The organism is Inquilinus sp. Marseille-Q2685, assembly GCF_916619195.1.
In the GTDB taxonomy this organism is placed as follows: domain Bacteria; phylum Pseudomonadota; class Alphaproteobacteria; order DSM-16000; family Inquilinaceae; genus Inquilinus.
Genome location: NZ_CAKAKL010000001.1, coordinates 1,664,481 through 1,684,567, shown reverse-complemented (window position 1 = coordinate 1,684,567; position 20,087 = coordinate 1,664,481). Strand labels below are relative to the sequence as shown.

The 20,087-nt window shown below is 71.2% G+C and carries 21 protein-coding genes; 15 read left to right on the top strand and 6 right to left on the bottom strand.

Going from position 1 to position 20,087, the window contains the following annotated elements; all coding sequences use genetic code 11:
* Positions 1–11: 11 nt before the first annotated feature.
* The 3 genes from LG391_RS08005 to LG391_RS07995 form a co-directional block, all read right to left on the bottom strand.
* Entirely contained in the window at positions 12–1,325 is a 1,314-nt protein-coding gene (locus LG391_RS08005; RefSeq protein ID WP_225767447.1) for a CmpA/NrtA family ABC transporter substrate-binding protein, read from the bottom strand.
* Positions 1,326–1,346: 21 nt separating this feature from the next.
* Positions 1,347–2,603, bottom strand: coding sequence for a CmpA/NrtA family ABC transporter substrate-binding protein (locus LG391_RS08000; RefSeq protein ID WP_225767446.1), 1,257 nt, complete (start codon positions 2,601–2,603; stop codon positions 1,347–1,349).
* Positions 2,604–2,912: 309 nt separating this feature from the next.
* The gene (locus tag LG391_RS07995; RefSeq protein ID WP_225767445.1) at positions 2,913–3,497 is read right to left on the bottom strand and encodes an ANTAR domain-containing response regulator; all 585 of its coding nucleotides are present in this window, start codon (positions 3,495–3,497) and stop codon (positions 2,913–2,915) included.
* 205 nt (positions 3,498–3,702) lie between these two features.
* Here LG391_RS07995 and urtA point away from each other — a divergent pair, with 205 nt between their 5' ends.
* From urtA to ureG, 12 genes are all read left to right on the top strand, one after another.
* Positions 3,703–4,995: an urea ABC transporter substrate-binding protein gene (gene urtA, locus LG391_RS07990; RefSeq protein ID WP_374200726.1), complete on the top strand. Its 1,293-nt coding sequence runs from the start codon at positions 3,703–3,705 to the stop codon at positions 4,993–4,995.
* Between the two features lie 218 nt (positions 4,996–5,213).
* The gene (urtB, locus tag LG391_RS07985; RefSeq protein ID WP_225767444.1) at positions 5,214–6,818 is read left to right on the top strand and encodes an urea ABC transporter permease subunit UrtB; all 1,605 of its coding nucleotides are present in this window, start codon (positions 5,214–5,216) and stop codon (positions 6,816–6,818) included.
* Positions 6,815–7,951: an urea ABC transporter permease subunit UrtC gene (gene urtC, locus LG391_RS07980; protein ID WP_225767443.1), complete on the top strand. Its 1,137-nt coding sequence runs from the start codon at positions 6,815–6,817 to the stop codon at positions 7,949–7,951. Before urtB ends, urtC begins: the two co-directional genes overlap by 4 nt.
* Positions 7,948–8,706 carry an urea ABC transporter ATP-binding protein UrtD gene (urtD, locus tag LG391_RS07975; protein WP_225767442.1) on the top strand — a complete coding sequence of 253 codons (759 nt, stop codon included), beginning with the start codon at positions 7,948–7,950 and terminating at the stop codon, positions 8,704–8,706. The genes urtC and urtD overlap by 4 nt, the downstream gene beginning before the upstream one ends.
* A 3-nt stretch (positions 8,707–8,709) precedes the next feature.
* A complete protein-coding gene (gene urtE / locus LG391_RS07970) occupies positions 8,710–9,405 on the top strand; it encodes an urea ABC transporter ATP-binding subunit UrtE (protein WP_225767441.1) in 696 nt (231 codons plus the stop codon).
* Positions 9,371–10,246 (top strand): urease accessory protein UreD, encoded by an 876-nt coding sequence (locus LG391_RS07965; protein WP_225767440.1) that lies wholly within the window; start codon positions 9,371–9,373, stop codon positions 10,244–10,246. The genes urtE and LG391_RS07965 overlap by 35 nt, the downstream gene beginning before the upstream one ends.
* Before the next feature lie 21 nt (positions 10,247–10,267).
* Positions 10,268–10,570: an urease subunit gamma gene (locus tag LG391_RS07960; protein ID WP_225767439.1), complete on the top strand. Its 303-nt coding sequence runs from the start codon at positions 10,268–10,270 to the stop codon at positions 10,568–10,570.
* 11 nt (positions 10,571–10,581) lie between these two features.
* Positions 10,582–10,902, top strand: a complete 321-nt coding sequence (locus tag LG391_RS07955) for an urease subunit beta (RefSeq protein WP_225767438.1) — start codon at positions 10,582–10,584, stop codon at positions 10,900–10,902.
* A 10-nt stretch (positions 10,903–10,912) separates the two neighbouring features.
* Complete coding sequence (ureC, locus tag LG391_RS07950; protein ID WP_225767437.1) at positions 10,913–12,622, top strand: urease subunit alpha; 1,710 nt, start codon at positions 10,913–10,915, stop codon at positions 12,620–12,622.
* A 192-nt stretch (positions 12,623–12,814) separates the two neighbouring features.
* On the top strand, positions 12,815–13,276 hold the full coding sequence (locus LG391_RS07945) for an urease accessory protein UreE (RefSeq protein WP_225767436.1): 462 nt from the start codon (positions 12,815–12,817) through the stop codon (positions 13,274–13,276).
* Positions 13,269–13,961 carry an urease accessory protein UreF gene (locus tag LG391_RS07940; protein WP_225767435.1) on the top strand — a complete coding sequence of 231 codons (693 nt, stop codon included), beginning with the start codon at positions 13,269–13,271 and terminating at the stop codon, positions 13,959–13,961. Before LG391_RS07945 ends, LG391_RS07940 begins: the two co-directional genes overlap by 8 nt.
* A complete protein-coding gene (gene ureG, locus LG391_RS07935; protein ID WP_225767434.1) occupies positions 13,958–14,575 on the top strand; it encodes an urease accessory protein UreG in 618 nt (205 codons plus the stop codon). Before LG391_RS07940 ends, ureG begins: the two co-directional genes overlap by 4 nt.
* Before the next feature lie 150 nt (positions 14,576–14,725).
* On the opposite strand, the gene LG391_RS07930 is transcribed toward ureG, so the two are convergent.
* The 3 genes from LG391_RS07930 to LG391_RS07920 form a co-directional block, all read right to left on the bottom strand.
* The gene (locus LG391_RS07930) at positions 14,726–16,420 is read right to left on the bottom strand and encodes a dihydroxyacetone kinase family protein (protein WP_225767433.1); all 1,695 of its coding nucleotides are present in this window, start codon (positions 16,418–16,420) and stop codon (positions 14,726–14,728) included.
* A gap of 45 nt (positions 16,421–16,465) precedes the next feature.
* Complete coding sequence (locus LG391_RS07925; RefSeq protein WP_225767432.1) at positions 16,466–17,086, bottom strand: glutathione S-transferase family protein; 621 nt, start codon at positions 17,084–17,086, stop codon at positions 16,466–16,468.
* Positions 17,087–17,149: 63 nt separating this feature from the next.
* Positions 17,150–17,368, bottom strand: a complete 219-nt coding sequence (locus LG391_RS07920; protein WP_225767431.1) for a hypothetical protein — start codon at positions 17,366–17,368, stop codon at positions 17,150–17,152.
* Positions 17,369–17,473: 105 nt separating this feature from the next.
* On the opposite strand from LG391_RS07920, the gene LG391_RS07915 reads away from it, so the two are divergent.
* The 3 genes from LG391_RS07915 (at position 17,474) to LG391_RS07905 (ending at position 20,080) form a co-directional block, all read left to right on the top strand.
* On the top strand, positions 17,474–18,169 hold the full coding sequence (locus LG391_RS07915) for an ATP12 family chaperone protein (protein WP_225767430.1): 696 nt from the start codon (positions 17,474–17,476) through the stop codon (positions 18,167–18,169).
* 90 nt (positions 18,170–18,259) lie between these two features.
* Entirely contained in the window at positions 18,260–19,126 is an 867-nt protein-coding gene (locus LG391_RS07910) for an AraC family transcriptional regulator (protein ID WP_225767429.1), read from the top strand.
* Between the two features lie 66 nt (positions 19,127–19,192).
* Entirely contained in the window at positions 19,193–20,080 is an 888-nt protein-coding gene (locus LG391_RS07905; protein WP_225767428.1) for an alpha/beta fold hydrolase, read from the top strand.
* The last annotated feature ends 7 nt before the right edge of the window (positions 20,081–20,087 follow it).

Here is a 20,087-nt window from a genome sequence, read left to right as displayed (position 1 = left end):
GTCGTCGGGCGTCAGGCGACGGTCTTGATGGCGAGGCTGGCGAGGTAGGCGTCGGGGGCGTCGGGGTCGAAGACCTTGCCGTCGAAGAAGGTCTCCTTGCCGCGCGAGGGGCCTGCCGGGATCTCTGCGGCCGGCACGCCGATCGCCTGGGCGGCCTGGCGCCAGAGGTCCTCGCGGTTGACCCTGGCGATCAGCCCCTTGAGGTCGACATCGGGGGCGATGTAGCCCCAGCGCCGGTCCTCGGTCAGGAACCACAGCTCGTGGCTCTGGAACGGGTAGGAGGCGAAGTCCCGCCAGAACTTCATCAGCAGCGGGCTGTTCTCGACCTTGCGGCCGTCGCCGTAGTCGATGGTGCCGAGCGAGCGCGGCAGGATGTCGGCCGGGGGCACGTTGAACCATGCCCTCCGGCCGATGATCTGGGCCATTTCCTCCTTGTTCTCCGGCTTGTCGGCCCAGCGCTGGGCGTCGAGGACCGCCTGCAGCAGCGCTTCCGCCGCCTTCGGGTGGGCGTCGATCCAGTCGGCGCGCAGCGCCAGGCTCTTCTCCGGATGGTCCTTCCACAGCTCGCCGGTGACGCAGGCCGAATAACCGATCCCCTGGTGCACGAGCTGGTCGTTCCACGGCTCGCCGACGCAGAAGGCCTGCATGTTGCCGACCTTCATGTTGGCGACCATCTGCGGCGGCGGCACCACGATGGTGCTGACGTCCTTGTTCGGGTCGATGCCGGCCGCTGCCAGCCAGTAGCGCATCCACAGGTCGTGCGTGCCGCCGGGGAAGGTGACGGCGCACTTCACCTCCTGCCCCTTCGCCTTCATGTCGGCGAAGGCGGCCTTCAGCGGCTTGGCGTCGACCGTGGCGCCGGCCGGCATCAGGTCCTTGGCCACCGAGATCGCCTGGCCGTTGGTGTTCAGCCGGCACAGGATCTGCATCGGCAGCGGCTTGTTCTCGGCGGTGATGGTGCCGAGCGTCATCAGGGAGGGCATCGGGGTCAGGATGTGGGCGCCGTCGATGCCGCCGCCGGCCGAGCCCAGCACCAGGTTGTCGCGGGGGGTGCCCCAGGAGGCCTGCTTGCTGACCGTGACCTCGCTCAGCCCGACCTTGTCGAACAGCCCCTTCTCCTTGGCGATGATCAAGGGCGAGGAGTCGGTCAGGGCGATGAAGCCCAGCGTCGCCTTCGTCGTCTCCGGCCCCGCTCCTTGCGCGAAGGCGCCGGCGGGGAAGGCGGAGCGCAGCGCGGCGACGGTCGCCGCGGCGCCGGTCAGCCTGGCGGTGCCCTGCAGCAGGCCGCGGCGGGTGAGGGTGGTGGGGCGGTCGCGTCCGGTCATGAAAGCCCCCTTCGGTTTCCGTCAGCCGCGTTGCGCCGCGGCGGTTGCGTTGCCGCCGGCGGCGTAGCCGAGGCCGGCGAGATAGCTGTCGATCGCGGCGGGATCGAAGACCCGGCCGTCGCAGAAGCGGGCGGCGCCCAGCGCCACCTCACCGGCCGGGTCGGCCAGGACCCAGGGGGCGGCGTGCAGCCCCTCGGCCTTGCTGTCCGCGGCGGGGGCCGGATAGCCGAGGTCCCAGACGGCCTCGCGGTAGAGGTCCGGCCGGTAGACGGCGGCGGCCGCGGCGGCGATGTCGACGCCGTCCGGCAGCTCGCCCCAGCGCCGCAGCTGCGCCAGGAACCAGGCGGCATGGGACCGCCAGGGCAGGCCGGCGGCGCGGCGGTGATAGACCGGGCCGCGGGCCGGCAGCCCGTCGACCATCAGCTCGCCCGGCCGGCCGACCAGGCCGGCGGCGATCGACGCCGCCGGGGCGTTCAGCACCTCCGGCGCCGCCAGCATCGCCACCGCCTGCGTCCGGTGCTGCGGCCGGTCCAGCCAGGCCGCGGCCCGGATCAGGGCGCGCAGCAGGGCGCGGTGGACGTCCGGCCGGGGCTCGGCCCAGGCGCGGGTGACGGCGAACACCTTCTCCGGCGCGTTGTTCCAGATCCGCCAGCCGGTGGTGGCCATCACGCCGACCCCCTGGTCGACCGCGACATCGCCCCAGGGCGCGCCGACGCAGAAGCCGTCGACCCGCCCGGCCGAGAGATGCGACACCATCTGCGGCGGCGGCACCACCACGATGCGCACATCGCGCTGCGGGTCGACCCCGCCGGCTGCCAGCCAATAGCGCAGCTGGTCGTGATGGCTCGACACCGGGAAGACGATGGCGAAGACCGGGGGCGGGGCGCCGGCCTTGCGCCGGGCGGCGACGACCGCCGCGACCGCGGTGGCAGAGCCGGCGGCCGCGCCCTCCGGATCCGCCGCCGCCATCTCCGCCGCCAGGGCGTTCGAGACGGTGACGGCGTTGCCGTTCAGGTTCAGCGACAGGCCGACCAGCATCGGCGTCTTCGCACCGCTCAGGCCCAGCGTGATCGCCAGCGGCAGCGGCGCCAGCATATGGGCGCCGTCCAGCAGGCCGCAGACCAGCTTGTCGCGCAGGCTGGCCCAGCTGCTCTCGCGTGACAGCCGGACCGACAGCCCCTCCTCGCGGAAGAAGCCTTTCCGCTCCGCCACGATCAGGGGGGCGCAGTCCGCCAGCGGCACGAAGCCTAGGGTCAGATCTGTGCGGTGGTCCGTCATCAGCCGCTCCAAAACGAAAAGGCGCCCGAGAGCGTGCGGAAGATCCGCAACCCTCGGACGCCTTTGCCCGGTTCAGGCGGTCCAGCGTCGGACTGCCCAAGATATCGTCGGACGGACGCCATTGCCCGTCACCACCCAGAGGATACGCAAGCGGCGTGCCAGTTCCCTCGCGGCGGCAGCCGAAATCGGGAATCGAGCATCGCGGCTCGATTCAGGGATCGAAGACGGTCGGCATGGTCACGCTGCGCTGCGGCACGAATCTGCTCTGCTGTTGTGCAATGCACAAAAAAGCGGCGAAAACAGTCGTGCCTAATCCTTGGTCAGCAACTCGCTGATGCTGATCACCTGCTCGGCGATCTCGGCCAGGGGCTTGCCGCGGTCCATCGCCAGCTTACGCAGGGCCTTGTAGGCCTCGTCCTCTGTCATGCCGCGCTGCTGCATCAGGATGCCCTTGGCGCGTTCGATCCGCTTGCGCTCGGCCAGGGTGGCGCGGGTCTTCTCCAGCTCGTCGCGCATCGCCTGGAAGGCCTGGAACCGGGCGATCGCAGCCTCCAGCACCGGCTTCACCCGGTGCGGGCTGAGGCCGTCGACGACATAGGCGCTGACCCCGGCGCGGATCGCCTCGCCGATCGCGACGTCGTCACTCTGGTCCACGAACATCACGATCGGCTTCGGCCGCTCGCGGCTGACGCTGCGCATATGCTCCAGCGCGTCGCGGTTGGGGGCGTCGAGGTCGACGATGATCACGTCGGGCTCGATCTCGCGCACCCGCGCCAGCAGGTTCTCGGTGCCGCTGGCGGTGGTGACCACGCCGTGGCCGGCCGCAGTCAGCGCCGCCTCGACCAGGCGGCAGCGTTCGGCGTTCTCATCGACCAGAAGGATGCGCAGGACCATTCGCGGGGCAACAGACAAGGGGGGCGGCGCGATCCCAGCAAGTTCCGGACCACAGCCGGAATCGGGCCGCTGCGCAGGGATTGGGCAGGGAAGCCATCTGCCGCCCTCTTGGGCAGGTGTTACGTGGCGGAGTTCCGCCACTGGCCCGGAACTTGCCTAGAGATCGGGGATGCGGACGCAAACAAGCGAGTTCAGGGAGCGCACGATGGCATTGTCGCAGAAACATTGGGTGATGGGCGCCGCGCTGGCGGTGGCCATGGGGCTGGGCTTGACCAGCGCCGCCCGGGCCGAGGACACCATCAAGGTCGGCATCCTCCATTCCCTGTCCGGCACCATGGCGATCAGCGAGACCACGCTGAAGGACGTCATGCTGATGCTGATCGACGAGCAGAACAAAAAGGGCGGGCTGCTCGGCAAGAAGCTGGAGCCGGTGGTGGTGGACCCAGCCTCCGACTGGCCGCTCTTCGCTGAGAAGGCGCGGCAGCTGCTGTCGGTCGACAAGGTCGCGGCCACCTTCGGCTGCTGGACCTCAGTGTCGCGCAAATCGGTGCTGCCGGTGTTCGAGGAGCTGGACGGCATCCTGTTCTACCCGGTGCAGTACGAGGGCGAGGAGAGCTCGCGCAACATCTTCTACACCGGCGCCGCGCCGAACCAGCAGGCGATCCCGGCGGTCGACTACCTGATGAACGAGGAGGGGGTGCAGCGCTGGGTGCTGGAAGGCACCGACTACGTCTATCCGCGCACCACCAACAAGATCCTCGAGGCCTATCTGAAGGCCAAGGGCGTGGCGCCGGAGGACATCGTCGTCAACTACACGCCGTTCGGCTTCTCCGACTGGCAAACCGAGGTCGGCAAGATCAAGGCCTTCGGGTCGGCTGGCAAGAAGACCGCCGTGGTCTCGACCGTCAACGGCGACGCCAACGTGCCCTTCTACAAGGAACTGGCGAACCAGGGCATCAGGGCGACCGACATCCCGGTCGTGGCCTTCTCTGTCGGCGAGGAGGAACTGGCCGGGCTCGACACCGGCCCGCTGGTCGGCCATCTGGCCGCCTGGAACTACTTCCAGAGCGTCGACACGCCGGCGAATGAAGACTTCATCGCCAAGTGGCACGCCTTCATCAAGAACGACAAGCGCACCACCAACGACCCGATGGAGGCGCACTATATCGGCTTCAACATGTGGGTGAAGGCGGTGGAGAAGGCAGGCACCACCGACCCCGACAAGGTGATCGACGCGATGGTCGGCGTGACCGTGCCGAACCTGACCGGCGGCTACGCCACGATGATGCCGAACCATCACATCACCAAGCCGGTGCTGATCGGCGAGATCCAGGCCGACGGCCAGATCCAGACGGTGTCGGAGACCCCCGAGGTCGTGGGCGACGAGTGGTCCGACTACCTCGAGGGCTCGAAGGAGCTGATCGCCGATTGGCGCAAGCCGCTGGCCTGCGGGAACTTCAACGTCAAGACCGGCAAGTGCGGCGGGTCGGGGTCGTGACCCAGTGCCATTGAAGCCGGGATGGCCGGTTCGGTCCGTTCGATGAGTCCGAGAGAGATCCTCCCCCTCCCCTTGCGGGAGGGGGCAGGGGGAGGGGGCTAGTGCCGCTGGTGCGAAGCTGGATTGGAGTGGTGGGGCCATGCCGTGGAGCCGCAATTGCGGCGGCTGCGGCAAACCCCTCCCCCTTCCCCCCTCCCGCAAGGGGAGGGGGAGAGCGTTTGGCTGGGTCGGCGCGCGCGGTTGGATCGGCGGTTCTGGCTGTTCTCGCTCTCCTGCTCCTGATCCTCCCATTCTCCGCCCGGGCCGAGATCCCGGCCGAGGTGCTGGCGCGGTTCGCGTCGACCAGTTACGACGACATCGCCGCCGGGGTGGACGGGGTCGCCGCCTCGGGCGACGCGCAGGCGCCGGCGGTGCTGGAGGCGCTGGCGGCCGGCCGGCTGGTCGCGGCGCCCGGCGCCGTCGCGATCAGGACCGAGGCCGGCGGCTTCGTCGATGCCGCGACCGGGGCCGCGCTGACCGAGGCCCCGGCGGGCGCCAAGCCGGTGCGGGTCAACAACAGGGTGCGGCGGGCGATCGACGCGGCCATGGGGTCGCTGACCCTGCTGGCGCCCGACCCGGCCAAGCGGCTCGATGCCGCCGCAGCCGTCTTCAAGTCGCGCGACGACAAGGCGCTGCCCGCGCTGGAGGCGGCGCTGGCGCGCGAGCAGGACCCGGCGGTGAAGCAGGCCTTCACCGAGGCCCGTGCCGCCATCCTGCTGGCCAAGGGCGGCGCCGACGACGCGCTGCTGCCGGCAATCGACACCGTCGCCGCCCGCGGCGACCAGGAGGCGCGGGCGCTCCTCTCCGGCATCCCGAGCCCGTCCCCGGCCGTCGCCGCCGCGGCCGAATCCGCGATCGGGCGGATCGACACAAGGCTGGCGATCTGGAACGGCGTGCAGAGCCTGTATTACGGTCTCAGCCTCGGCTCGGTGCTGCTGATCGCCGCCATCGGCCTCGCCATCACCTTCGGCGTGATGGGCGTGATCAACATGGCGCATGGCGAGATCGTCATGCTCGGCGCCTACACCACCTTCCTGGTGCAGGAGGTGTTCCGGGCCTGGGCGCCGAACCTGTTCGACTATTCCCTGGCGGTGGCGCTGCCGCTGGCCTTCCTGGTCGCGGCCCTGGCCGGCGTCGCGATCGAGCGCGGCATCATCCGCTTCCTCTACGGAAGGCCGCTGGAGACGCTGCTGGCCACCTTCGGCCTGTCGCTGATCCTGCAGCAGGCGGTGCGCACGATCTTCGGCCCGTCGAACCGCGAGGTCGGCAACCCGGCCTGGATGTCCGGAGCCTTCGACCTGGGCGGCCTGACCCTGACCTGGAACCGGCTCTGGATCATCGTCTTCGCCCTCCTGGTCTTCGCCGCGCTGATGCTGGTGCTGCGCTACACGGCCCTCGGCCTGCAGATGCGGGCGGTGACGCAGAACCGGCGCATGGCCGCGGCCATGGGCATCCGCACCGCCCGGGTCGACATGCTGACCTTCGGCATCGGCTCCGGCGTCGCCGGCATCGCCGGGGTGGCGCTCAGCCAGATCGATAATGTCAGCCCCAATCTCGGCCAGGGATACATCATCGACAGCTTCATGGTCGTGGTGTTCGGCGGCGTCGGCAACCTGTGGGGCACGCTGGTGGGCGCGCTGTCGCTCGGCGTCGCCAACAAGCTCTTGGAGCCCTGGGCTGGGGCGGTGCTGGGCAAGATCGCGATCCTGGTCGGAATCATCCTGTTCATCCAGCGCAAGCCGCGCGGGCTGTTCCCGCTGAAGGGACGGGCGGTGGAATCATGATCACGGCCCGTCTGCTCCGCGCCTCCGGCGGGCCGGCCTTCGCCCTCGGCCTGGTCGCCGCGGCGGTGCTGGTGCTGCTGGCCAACCTGGCGCTGCCGCCGGAGTCGCCGCTGCACGTGCCCGGCTACGCCGTCAGCCTGATGGGCAAGTACCTCTGCTACGCGCTGCTGGCGCTCGCCATCGACCTGGTCTGGGGCTATGTCGGCATCCTCAGCCTCGGCCACGGCGCCTTCTTCGCCCTCGGCGGCTACGCCATGGGCATGTACCTCATGCGCCAGATCGGGCCGCGCGGGGTCTACGGCAACCCGGTGCTGCCGGACTTCATGGTGTTCCTGAACTGGCCGGAACTGCCCTGGTACTGGCACGGCTTCGACCAGTTCTGGTTCGCGGCGCTGATGGTGCTGCTGGTGCCCGGCGCGCTGGCTTTCGTCTTCGGCTGGTTCGCCTTCCGCAGCCGCGTCTCCGGCGTCTATCTGTCGATCATCACCCAGGCGATGACCTACGCCCTGCTGCTGGCCTTCTTCCGCAACGACATGGGCTTCGGCGGCAATAACGGCCTGACCGACTTCAAGGACCTGCTCGGCTTCAGCCTGCAGGCCGACGCGACGCGGGCCGGGCTGTTCCTGGCCAGCGCCGTGGCGCTCGCCGCCGCCTTCCTGATGTGCCGGGCCATCACCCGGTCTCGCTTCGGCAAGGTGATGATCGCCATCCGCGACGCCGAGAGCCGCACCCGCTTCCTTGGCTACCGGGTCGAATCCTACAAGCTCGTGGTGTTCACCCTGTCGGCCATGATGGCCGGGGTGGCCGGCGCGCTCTACGTGCCGCAGGTCGGCATCATCAACCCGGGCGAATTCGCCCCGGCCAACTCGATCGAGGCGGTGATCTGGGTCGCGGTCGGCGGCCGCGGCACGCTGGTCGGACCGATCATCGGTGCCGTCTCGGTCAATCTCGGCAAGACCGTCTTCACCAACCTGCTGCCCGAATTCTGGCTGTTCGCGCTGGGCGGGCTGTTCATCCTGGTGACACTGGTGCTGCCCAAGGGCATCGTCGGCGCGGCGCAGGCGGCCTGGCGGTCCCGGCGCTTGCGCCCCGCCCGGCGCACGGCCGAAGTGGCGACGGAGACGCCGCGATGACCGCGCCGGAAGCGGCCACCCAGGCGCTGCTCTATCTCGACGGCATCACCGTCACCTTCAGCGGCTTCCGGGCGCTCAACGCCCTGTCGCTGGTGATCGAGCCGGGCGAGATGCGAGCGATCATCGGCCCGAACGGGGCCGGCAAGACCACGATGATGGACGTCATCACCGGCAAGACCCGGCCGGATCGGGGCGAGGCGCTGTTCCGCGGCACCCACGACCTGACCCGGCTGGACGAGACGGCGATCGCGGGCCTCGGCATCGGACGAAAGTTCCAGAAGCCGACGGTGTTCGACAGTCACACGGTCGGGGACAACCTCCTCCTCGCCCTGGCCGGCCCGCGATCGCCGACCAACCTGCTGTTCTGCCGGCCCCGCGCCGACACGTCGGAGCGGATCGACGAGATCCTGACGACGACCAAGCTGACGGCGCATCGCGACCGGCTGGCCGGGGCGCTGTCGCACGGCCAGAAGCAGTGGCTGGAGATCGGCATGCTGCTGGCGCAGGAGCCGGCGCTGCTGCTGGTCGACGAACCGGTGGCCGGCATGACCGATGCCGAGACCGAGGAGACGGCGATCCTGCTGCGCGAGATCAACAGGACCCGCTCCGTGGTGGTGGTGGAGCACGACATGCATTTCGTCCGCGCCCTGGACGTCAAGGTGACGGTGCTGCATGAGGGCTCGGTGCTGGCCGAAGGGCCGCTCGACGCCGTCAGCGCCGATCCGCGCGTCATCGACGTCTATCTGGGGCGCTGAGCGATGCTGTCGGTCGAAGGCATCGATCTGTTCTATGGCGCGGCCCAGGCGCTGCGGCGGGTGTCGCTCGGCGTCGGGCCGGGGCAGGTGACCTGCCTGCTCGGCCGCAACGGCGTCGGCAAGACCAGCACGCTGCGCGCCATCGTCGGCCAGCAGCCGGTCGCCGCCGGTAAGATCCTGTGGGAGGGCGAGGACATCACCCGCCTGCCGACGGCGGAGCGGGCGCGGCGCGGCATCGCCTTCGTGCCGCAAGGGCGCGAGATCTTCCCGCTGCTGACGGTGAAGGAGAACCTCGAGACCGGCTTCGCCGTGCTGCCGCGGCGCGAGCGGCGGATCCCGGAGGAGATCTTCGAGCTGTTCCCGGTCTTAAAGTCGATGCTCGGCCGGCGCGGCGGCGACCTGTCGGGCGGGCAGCAGCAGCAGCTGGCGATCGGCCGGGCGCTCGTTACCAAGCCCCGCCTGCTGATCCTGGACGAGCCGACCGAGGGCATCCAGCCCTCGATCATCAAGGACATCGGCCGCGTCATCGCGATGTTGCGCGACCGCGGCACCATGGCGATCCTGCTGGTCGAGCAGTATTTCGATTTCGCCCATGCGCTGGGCCAGCGCCTCGTCGTGCTGGATCGCGGCGAGGTGGTGGTGGACGGGGACAAGACCGCGCTCGATGAAGACAGCGTCCGTCGTCACCTTACGGTCTGAGCCGCCGGCCCCCGAGCCGTCGGTCCTGCCCGTGCCGCTGGCGCGCGCCCGCGGCCGGCTCGACCTCGGCTTCAAGCGGCGCGGGGCCGAGACCGTGCTCGACGCCCTGTTCCAGGAGGGCTGCGCCAAGGCGCGGCTCCCGCGGCGCGAGGCCGGGGCCTTCGCCGGCGCCGTGCTGCTGAACACCGCCGGCGGGCTGACCGGCGGTGACCGGCTGAGCCAGTCGGTGCGCTGGGGCGAGGGGACGGCGGCGACCGTGGCGGGGCAGGCGGCGGAGCGGATCTACCGTTCGCTGGGCGACGCGGCGCGGATCGAGACCCGGCTGGCAGTCGAGCCCAGCGCCACGGCGGAATGGCTGCCGCAGGAGACCATCCTGTTCGACCGTGCCCGGCTGGACCGCGACCTGCAGATCGAGCTGCGCGGCGACGCCCGCTTCCTCGGGGTCGAGGCGGTCGTGTTCGGCCGGGCGGCGATGGGCGAGACGGTGCGGCAGGGCAGCCTGCGCGATGCCTGGCGAATCCGGCGGGACGGGCGCCTGGTCTATGCCGATGCGCTGGCGGTCGACGGCGACCCGGCGGCGGCTTTGGACCGGCCGGGCCTCGGCCGCGGCGCCCGGGCGGTGGCGACCCTGCTGTTCGCGGCGCCCGAGGCGCAGGACCTGATCGACCCGTTGCGCGCGGCGCTGGCCGGGGCCGAAGGGCTGGCCGGCGCCAGCGCCTGGAACGGCATCCTGGTCGCCCGCTTCGCCGCGCCCGACGGCAAGGTGCTGCGGCGCGACCTGATCTCGGCGCTCGGCGTGCTGCGGGCGGGGCGCCCGCTGCCGCGCGTCTGGCAATGTTGACGAAGACCGGGAGGACTCTCCGTGAACCTGACCCCGCGGGAGAAGGACAAGCTCCTGATCGCCATGGCCGCGATGGTGGCGCGCCGGCGGCTGGAGCGCGGCGTGAAGCTGAACCATCCGGAGGCGGTGGCGCTGATCTCCGATTTCGTCACCGAAGGCGCGCGTGATGGCCGCACGGTCGCCGAGCTGATGGCGGCCGGCGCCACGGTGCTGACCCGCGACCAGGTGATGGAGGGCGTGGCCGAGATGATCCACGACGTCCAGGTCGAAGCCACCTTCCCCGACGGCACCAAGCTGGTGACCGTCCACCAGCCGATCCGGTGAGGAGCCGCAGCATGATCCCGGGCGAACTCATTCCAGCGCAGGGCGAGATCGAGCTGAATGCGGGGCGCGACAGCATCGTCCTGACCGTGGCCAACACCGGCGACCGGCCGGTCCAGGTCGGCAGCCACTACCACTTCTTCGAGACCAACCCGGCCCTGTCCTTCGACCGGGCAGCGGCGCGGGGCCGTCGCCTCGACATCCCCGCCGGCACCGCCGTCAGGTTCGAGCCGGGGCAGAGCCGCGAGGTGCGGCTGGTCGCCCTGTCCGGCGCGCGCGTCGCGACCGGCTTCCGCCAGGCGGTCATGGGGCCGCTCGACCCGGTCCAGGGCTGAGGAGGCCGACATGCCCGTTTCCATCTCTCGCGCCGCCTATGCCGACATGTTCGGCCCCACCACCGGCGACCGGCTGCGCCTGGCCGACACAGACCTGATCATCGAGATCGAGCGCGACCACACGGTCTATGGCGAGGAGGTCAAGTTCGGCGGCGGCAAGGTGATCCGCGACGGCATGGGGCAGGGCCAGGCCACGCGGGCCGAGGGCGCCGCCGACACCGTCATCACCAACGCCGTGATCCTCGACCACTGGGGCATCGTGAAGGCCGATGTGGCGATCCGCGACGGCCGCATCGCCCGGATCGGCAAGGCCGGCAACCCGGACATCCAGCCCGGCGTCGACATCGTCATCGGCCCGGGGACCGAGGTGATCGCCGGCGAGGGCAAGATCCTGACCGCCGGCGGCATCGACTGCCACATCCACTTCATCTGCCCGCAGCAGGTGGAGGAGGCGATATCCTCTGGCGTCACCACCCTGGTCGGCGGCGGCACCGGGCCGTCCACCGGCACCAAGGCCACCACCTGCACGCCCGGCCCCTGGCACATCGCCCGCATGCTGCAGGCGGCGGAGGGTCTGCCGGTCAACATCTCGATCTCCGGCAAGGGCAATGCCAGCCGGCCGGACGCGCTGGTCGAGCAGATCCGCGCCGGCGCCTCCTCGATGAAGCTGCACGAGGACTGGGGCACCACCCCGGCCGCGATCGACTGCTGCCTGTCCGTCGCCGACGCGATGGACATCCAGGTGATGATCCACACCGACACGCTGAACGAGAGCGGCTTCGTCGAGGACACCATCGCCGCCTTCAAGGGCCGCACCATCCACGCCTTCCACACCGAGGGCGCCGGCGGCGGCCATGCGCCGGACATCATCCGGGTGGCGGGCCTGCCCAATGTCATCCCGTCCTCGACCAACCCGACCCGGCCCTTCACCGTCAACACGCTCGACGAGCATCTCGACATGCTGATGGTGTGCCATCACCTGGATGCCGGGATCCCCGAGGACGTGGCCTTCGCCGAGAGCCGGATCCGGCGCGAGACCATTGCGGCCGAGGACATCCTGCACGACCTCGGCGCCTTCTCGATCATCTCCTCCGACAGCCAGGCGATGGGCCGGATCGGCGAGGTGATCCTGCGCACCTGGCAGACCGCCCACAAGATGAAGGTCCAGCGCGGCCGGCTGGCGCAGGAGACCGGCGAGAACGACAACGCCCGGGTCAAGCGCTACGTCGCGAAGTACACGATCAACCCGGCGATCGCGCAGGGCCTGTCGCGCCATGTGGGGTCGGTGGAGGTCGGCAAGCTGGCTGACCTGGTGCTGTGGGACCCGGCCTTCTTCGGGGTGAAGCCGGACCTCGTGCTGAAGGCCGGCACCATCTCGATGGCGCTGATGGGCGACCCCAACGCCTCGATCCCGACGCCGCAGCCGGTGCATTACCGCCCGATGTTCGGCGGCTTCGGCCGGGCCATGGCGGCCTCGGCCATCACCTTCGTGTCGAAGGCGGCGCTAGAGGACGGCATCGGCCGGCGCCTGGGCCTGGCGCGCGAGGTGGTGGCGGTCGAGGGCACGCGCGGCATCGGCAAGGCCGACATGATCCACAATTCGGCGACCCCGGTGATCGAGGTCGACCCCGAGACCTACGAGGTCCGCGCTGATGGCGAACTCCTGACCTGCGAGCCGGCCGCGGTGCTGCCGATGGCGCAGCGGTACTTTTTGTTCTGAGATGGCTGTGACCCCGATCGAAACCGAGCCCGCCCCCTCACCCGAAACCGCTGCGCGGTTTCGACCTCTCCCCAAGGAGAGGTACTGGGCCGCGGCCCTTTATCCCTCTCCTCGGGGAGAGGGAGGGGCCCGCGCGCGGAGCGCGTGGGAGGGTGAGGGGGCGGGCTCGGTGTCGACCAACCGGGGCAGGCTATGAAGCGCTTCACCGCCGTCGTCCCGGCCGGGGGCTTCGATCCGGCTGTCGTCTCCGACAGGGTCGTGCTGGACTACGATTCCCGCCACCGCCGCCGCATCGTGCTCTATGGCGAGGCCGGGACCGTGGTGCTGCTCGACCTGTCCGAGGCGGCGCATCTGCGCGATGGCGACGCGCTCCAAGGTGAGGACGGCAGCCTCGTCCTGGTCCGGGCGGCGCCGGAGCGGCTGGTCGAGATCCGCGCCGGCAGCCAGGCGGAGCTGATCCGCATCGCCTGGCATCTCGGCAACCGGCACCTGCCGACCCAGCTGCTGCCCGACGCGCTGCGCATCCGCGCCGACCATGTGATCGAGGAGATGGTGCGCGGCCTCGGCGGCACGGTCGCCGCCGTCGAGGCGCCCTTCGATCCGGAGGGCGGCGCCTATGGCCACGGCGCGGTGCATGGGCATTCACATGGTTGACGCGGCGCTCTACCGGCTGATGGCCTGGCTGTCGCCATCCTACCCGGTCGGCGCCTTCAGCCATTCCAGCGGCCTGGAATGGGCGAACGAGGCCGGCTGGGTCACCGACCGGCCGGGCCTGGTCGCCTGGATCGAGGATGCGCTGGCGAACGGCGCCGGCTGGAACGACGCCGTGCTGTTCGTCCATGCCCACCGCGCCGCCGCGTCCGGCGATGACGACCGACTGGCGGAGGTCGCCGACCTCGCCGCGGCGCTGGCCGCCTCGCGCGAGCGCCAGGTCGAGACCCTGGCCCAGGGGACGGCCTTCCTGACCATCTCGCGCGCCGCCTGGTCGGTGCCGGGGCTGGAGCGGCTGGCCGCGCGTGTGGGCGAGACCGTCGCCTACCCCGTCGCGGTCGCCGCCTGTGCCGCCGGCCACGGCGTCGCCCTGGCCCCGGCGCTGACTGCCTTCCTGCACGCCGTCGCCGCCAATCTGGTCTCGGCGGCGCAGCGCCTGGTGCCGCTGGGCCAGACCGACGGCCAGCGTGCCATCGCCGCACTGATGCCAGCGGTGGAGGAGACGGCGGCGCGCGCCGCGGCCTTGCCGGACGGCGACCCCTTCAGCCAATGCGGCGGCCTGGCCGTCGCCGCCGACATCGCATCGATGCAGCACGAGACCCAGTACACGAGGTTGTTCCGCACATGACCCAGAACGGACCTTTGCGCGTCGGCATCGGCGGCCCGGTCGGCTCCGGCAAGACGGCGCTGATGGACGCACTCTGCCGCGCGTTCCGCGACCGCTACGACATCGCGGCCATCACCAACGACATCTACACCAAGGAGGATGCGGAGTTCCTGAACCGCGCCGGGTCGCTGTCCTCCGACCGCATCCTGGGGGTGGAGACGGGCGGCTGCCCGCACACCGCGATCCGCGAGGACGCCTCGATCAACCTGGCGGCGGTGGCGGAGATGCGGCGCCGCTTCCCGGGCCTCGACCTGGTGCTGATCGAATCCGGCGGCGACAACCTGGCCGCCACCTTCAGCCCGGAGCTGGCGGACATCACCATCTACGTCATCGACGTCTCGGCCGGCGACAAGATCCCGCGCAAGGGCGGTCCGGGCATCACCCGGTCGGACCTGCTGGTGATCAACAAGACCGACCTGGCGTCGCTGGTCGGCGCCTCGCTCGAGGTGATGGACCGCGATGCCCGCAAGATGCGCGGCGACCGCCCCTTCGTCTTCGCCCGGGTGCGTGGCGGCGACGGCGTGGCCGAGATCGCAGCGTTCATCGAGAGGGCGGGGGGGCTGGTTCCACGGTGAAGATCAGGGAATTTATGTTTCAATAAAGACGATTTCTCTATGCTGTCATTGCCGGGCTTGACCCGGCAATCCAGAGAACGTCGCCATCTTCTGGATGCCCGGGTCAAGCCTGGGCATGACAGTTTTGGATTCGTCGTTTCTTGAATATTCCTACCGCACGCCCGCCTTGAGCGCCTGCAGCCAGACCAGGACGGCGGCGGCGCCGGCGTCGGGGACGCCGATGGCGCGCTCGCCGAGATAGCTGGCCCGGCCCAGCCGCGGCAGCATCCGTGCGGTGGCATCGGTGCCGGCGGCGGCCGCGGCGACGCAGACGCCCCAGGCCTCGGCCGGCGACTTGCCGCTGGCCACCGCGGCCGAGAAGGCTTCCGTCGCCGGGTGCAGCGCGTCCAGCATGGTCCGGTCGCCCGGCTTGGCGCCGCCCAGCTCGGCGATCGCCTGCACCGCGACCGCGAAGGCCTCGGCCCAGGCCGCCGGGGCGGGCACCGGCTCACCCGACAGCCGCCGCGAGGCGCGCAGCAGGGCGGTGGCATAGAACGGGCCGGAGCTGCCGCCGATCGCCCGGCGCAGCGCGTCGCCGATCGCGGCCAGCGCCCGCGACGGGTCGGCCCAGGCGGCGTCGGGCAGGGCGCGGATCGCCTCCGCCGCCCGTACCATGCTGGCGCCGAGATCGCCGTCGCCGGCGCGGGAATCGAGATCGGTGAGGTGCGGCTCGGCCTTGACCAGCGCGTCGGCCACGGCGAGCCCCGCCTCCTTCAGCGCCGGGGCCAGCGGCGAGGGCGCGGCGTCGGCCTGGGCCGCCGGCGCCGGCTCCGGCGCGCGGATCCGCCGCTTCGGTCCGATCCGGCCGCCGCCGGGCCAGGCCGGGGCCTGTGCTGGTGCGTCCAGGAGGGCGACCCGCTCGTCGTCCAGCTTCAGCAGGCTCAGCGAGCAGCCCGGCATGTCCAGCGCGGTCAGGAAGTTGCCGGCCCAGGCCCGCTCCACCGCGATGCCGCGCCCGGCCAGGTCGGCCAGGGCGGCGCGGGCGACGATCGACAGCTCCATCGGCGGCGTGGCGCCCAGGCCGTTGACCAGCAGGGCCGCCCGGTCGCCGCGGCCGAGGCCGCGGTCGGACACGATCGCCTCCAGCATCTCGGCCACCAGCTCGTCGGCCGGCTGCAGCGGCCCGCGCCGCACCCCGGCCTCGCCGTGGATGCCGAGGCCCAGCTCGATCTCGGTCTCGCCCAGGGTGAAGCCGGGCTTGCCCGCGGTCGGCACGGTGCAGGCGCCCAGCGCCACGCCCATGGTGCCGAGATCGGCTGCCGCGGCGCGGGCCAGGGCGGCGACCTCGGCCAGGGGCTTGCCGGCGGCGATCGCGGCACCGGCCAGCTTGTGGATCAGCACGGTGCCGGCGATGCCGCGGCGGCGATCCTTTTCGACCGTGTCGCGCAGCGCCACGTCGTCGGCCACCACCACGATCTCGACCGGGATGCCTTCCTCCTGCGCCAGCTCGGCGGCCAGGCCGAAGTTCAGCCGGTCGCCGGTGTAGTTCTTGACCACCAGCACCGCGCCCAAGGGGCCGGCGGCGGCGCGGATGCCGGCCAGCACGGCGTCGACGCTGGGGGAGGTGAAGACGTCGCCGGCGACGGCGCCGGTCAGCAGGCCGGGGCCGACATAGCCGGCATGGGCCGGCTCGTGCCCGCTGCCGCCGCCGGACAGCAGCGCGACCGGGCGTGAGGCCGGCACCGGCAGGTCGGCGCGGACCACCACCGCCTCCTCCTCCAGGAGCGCCAGGCCGGCATGCAGGTCGACGAATCCTTCCAGCATCTCGCGCAGGACATGGCGCGGATTGTTGATCAGCTTCTTCACGTCACGGCCCTCGGTGGTCAGGTCGGGGATCGGGGGAGGAACGGTTCAGCCTTCGTTTCGTTGCCAGACCTCGGCCAGGGCCGGGTCGGCGCGCAGCCGGCCGGCGATCGCGGACAGCTTCGGGCATTCGGCGGCGAACCATTCGCTGCGCGGCCGCCAGCGATTCATCACCGCGACGTAGATGTCGATGGCGGTTCGGGTGCCGCCGAGGAACCAGGGGGCGCCCGCCGCCGCCTCCATCTGCCGCCACAGCACCTTGCGGTGCTCGTCGGTCGAGGCGCGCAGCTCGGCCTTCGCCTGGTCGCCGGTGACCCAGCGGCCGGGGTCGTCGCCATAGGCCCAGGTCGGATACAGGGCGGCGACGATGAACACCAGGCGGCGCAGGAAGGCGGGGCGGTCCGGATGGCCGGCCGGCGGGGCCAGCCCGGCGTCGGGCGCGACATCGGCGAGGTGCAGGGTGATCGCGCCGCTCTCGGTCATCACCGTGCCGTCGGGCAGGACCAGAACCGGCACCTGGGTCAGCGGGTTCAGGCGCTGCAGCATCTCGCGGTCGGCCGGGCTGTCGAAGACGTCGACCGACTTGATGGCGAAGGGTACGCCGGCGAGGGTCAGCATGATCTCGCTGAGTGTCGAGCCGGTGCCGGGCGTGGCGTAGAGCGTGTACATCGGTCCTCCCCTTCGTCGCGCTCCGCACTCCTAACACGGCGCGGCGCGACGGGACATCCGGTGCTAGAACCCGCGCCCCTGAAAGGGCTGCCCGGTCAGCAGCGAGACCAGATGCGCCAGCATCAGGATCACCACCAGCGCCGCCGCCATCATCACCGGGATCACCGGGAACAGCCGCACCTCGCCCGGCGGCGGGCGGCGCCGGTCCATCACCGCCATGGCGGCGACCACCGCCAGGGCGACGGCGAGGATGATGGAGGTGTTGACCAGGTCGAGCTGCATCGCGGCTCCGCGGTAGCATTCCCGCGGCCTCGACGGAAGGTCCGGGTTGCATCGTCGGCCGCGATTGCCGATATCGGCGCGGGCGGAGAGCAACGGGGCCGGACGATGAAGCGCTTCTACAAGACGGTGGGTGTGGTGCCGGCGGGCGGCGGGTTCGGCATCGCCCTCGACGGCAAGCCGATCAAGAGCCCGGCCAAGGCCGAGTTCGTCCTGCCCAGCCGGGCCCTGGCCGAGGCGGTGGCGGCGGAGTGGGAGGCGCAGACCGAGGAGGTGGTGCCGTCCACCATGCCGCTGATGCAGCTGGCCGCGACGGCGATCGACAAGGTCGCGCCGAACCGGCAGCTGATCATCGACACGATCGCTCCCTATGGCGGCACCGACCTGCTGTGCTACCGGGCCGAGGCGCCGGCGGCGCTGGCCCAGCGACAGGCCACTGCCTGGCAGCCGCTGCTCGACTGGGCGATGACCGCGCATGACGCGCCGCTGACCGCGACCTCCGGCATCGTCCACCAGGCTCAGCCGGAATCGAGCCTGGCGGCGCTGCGCGCGGCGGTGGCGGCGCAGGATGACTGGCGGCTGACGGCGCTGCACCAGGCGACGGCGCTGACCGGCTCGCTGGTGCTGGGCCTCGCCCTCCTGGCCGGGCGGATCGACGCCGACGAGGCCTTCGAGCTGGCCGAGCTCGACGCCAGCTTCCAGATCGAGCGCTGGGGCGAGGATGCCGAGGCGGCGGCCCGGCGCGCGGCGCTCAGGGCCGAACTGCAGGCGGCGGCGCGGCTGGTCGAACTGGCAATGCGCTGACTGGAGCGTCCGGCGGCGCGACCTATCTGAAGGGCAGAGGACCGGCCCGCCAGTGGCTGTCCTCTCGTGCTCAACAGGCCCGGACGCGTCATGGCTGCGACCTCGCGTGTGCTGTTCTCCTCGCCGCTGATCGAGATCGCGGATGTGGCGTGCCACGCGCCGAGATCCGGACGCGGCTGCGAGCGCTGCGGCCGGCATTCGTCGATCACCATCGTCCGGCGCGGCGTCCACGCCTACCACGCGCGCGGGACCACGGCGCTGGCCGAGCCGGGCCTGGCGCTGCTCTACCGCGGCGGCGAGAGCTACTGTCTCAGCCATCCCTACGACCGGGAGGTGCCGGACCGGTCGACCTGCATCGAGTTCGGCCCGGCCCTGCTGGAGGAGGCCTTCGGCCCGCGGCCCCTGGCGCGCGATCTCGGCACGCATCTCCGCCCCGGCACCCAGACCCTCACCCTGCAGGTCATGGCCGCGGTCGCGGCCGAGGCCGGGGACCGGCTGGCGGCCGAGGAGGCGGCGCTCGGCCTGGTGCGGGCGGTGGCTGGAGACTTCGGCCTGGCGCGGGACGATCGAAGGGCGCCGGCACGGCGGCGCGTCGACCGGGCGCGGGCCTTCATCGCCGCGGCGCCGGCGGCCGATCGCGGCATCGACGCCGTGGCGGCCGCCGCCGCGTGCTCGCCCTTCCACCTGGCCCGGCTGGTCCGGCGCGAGACCGGGATGACGATCCGCCAGTACCGGCTGCGGCTGCGCCTGGCGGTCGCGCTGGAGGAGCTGGCCGGGGGTGCCGCGGATCTCAGCGCCCTGGCCGTTCGGACCGGCTTTGCCGATCACAGCCATATGACCGGATCCTTCCGCAAGGTGTTCGGGAAGACGCCGAGCGCACTGCGCCGGACGCTGCGATCCGCCGGACTGACCCAACTGAGCACGTTTTTGCAAGCGCGCGCCGCGGCGGCTGCCTAGCTCTTGGCCATCGGCGCCGCCGTCCCGACGGCCGCGCCTCGTCCCCCTCATCACGGAGACGGAGCCATGATCCTACCCGCCAATGCCGACCGGAGCGTCCGGCACCGCTTTGTCACGATCGACGGGATCCGGATCTTCACCCGCGAAGCCGGGCGCGAGGATGCGCCCGCCGTCCTGCTGCCGCACGGCTATCCCTGCTCCTCCTACCAGTTCCGCAATCTGATGCCGGCGCTGGCCGATCGCTGGCGCCTGGTCGCGCCGGACTTCCCCGGCTTCGGCCACAGCGACACGCCCGAAGGCTTCGCCTACGACTTCGACGGCTATGCCGGATTCCTGGAGCGATTGGTCGAGGTGCTGGGGCTCGAGCGCTTCGCCCTCTACCTGCACGACTACGGCTCGCAGATCGGCCTGCGCCTGGCGATCCGGCGGCCGGACCGCATCGCGGCGCTGATCGTCCAGAACGGCGACATCTACGAGGACGCGCTCGGCCCGAAATACGCCTTCCTGACGGACTACTTCGCCCACCCGACGGCCGAGGCGCGCGCCAGGCTCGTCGCGGCGGGCAGCGAGGAAGGCTTCCGCGACGAGTTCCTGAACGACGTCCGCGACGATCTCGCCGAGCGCATCCCGCCGGATCTGTGGACGCTGCACTGGCCGCTGATGGACACGCCCAAGCGCCGCGAGATCGCGGTCGGGCTGATGGAAGGGTTGAAGGAGAATCTGGGCTGGTTCCCCCGCTACCAGGCCTATCTGCGCGAGCACCGCCCGCCGACGCTGATCGCCTGGGGCCCGCAGGACGGCTACATGCCCGAGGCGTCGGCGAAGGCGTATCTGCGCGATCTGCCGGGAGCGGAGTTCCACCTGCTCGACGGCGGTCATTGGGCGCTGGAGACCAATCTCGACGAGATCGTGCACCTCGCGCGGGACTTTCTCGGCCGCGTGCACGGCGCTTGAGGAGGAG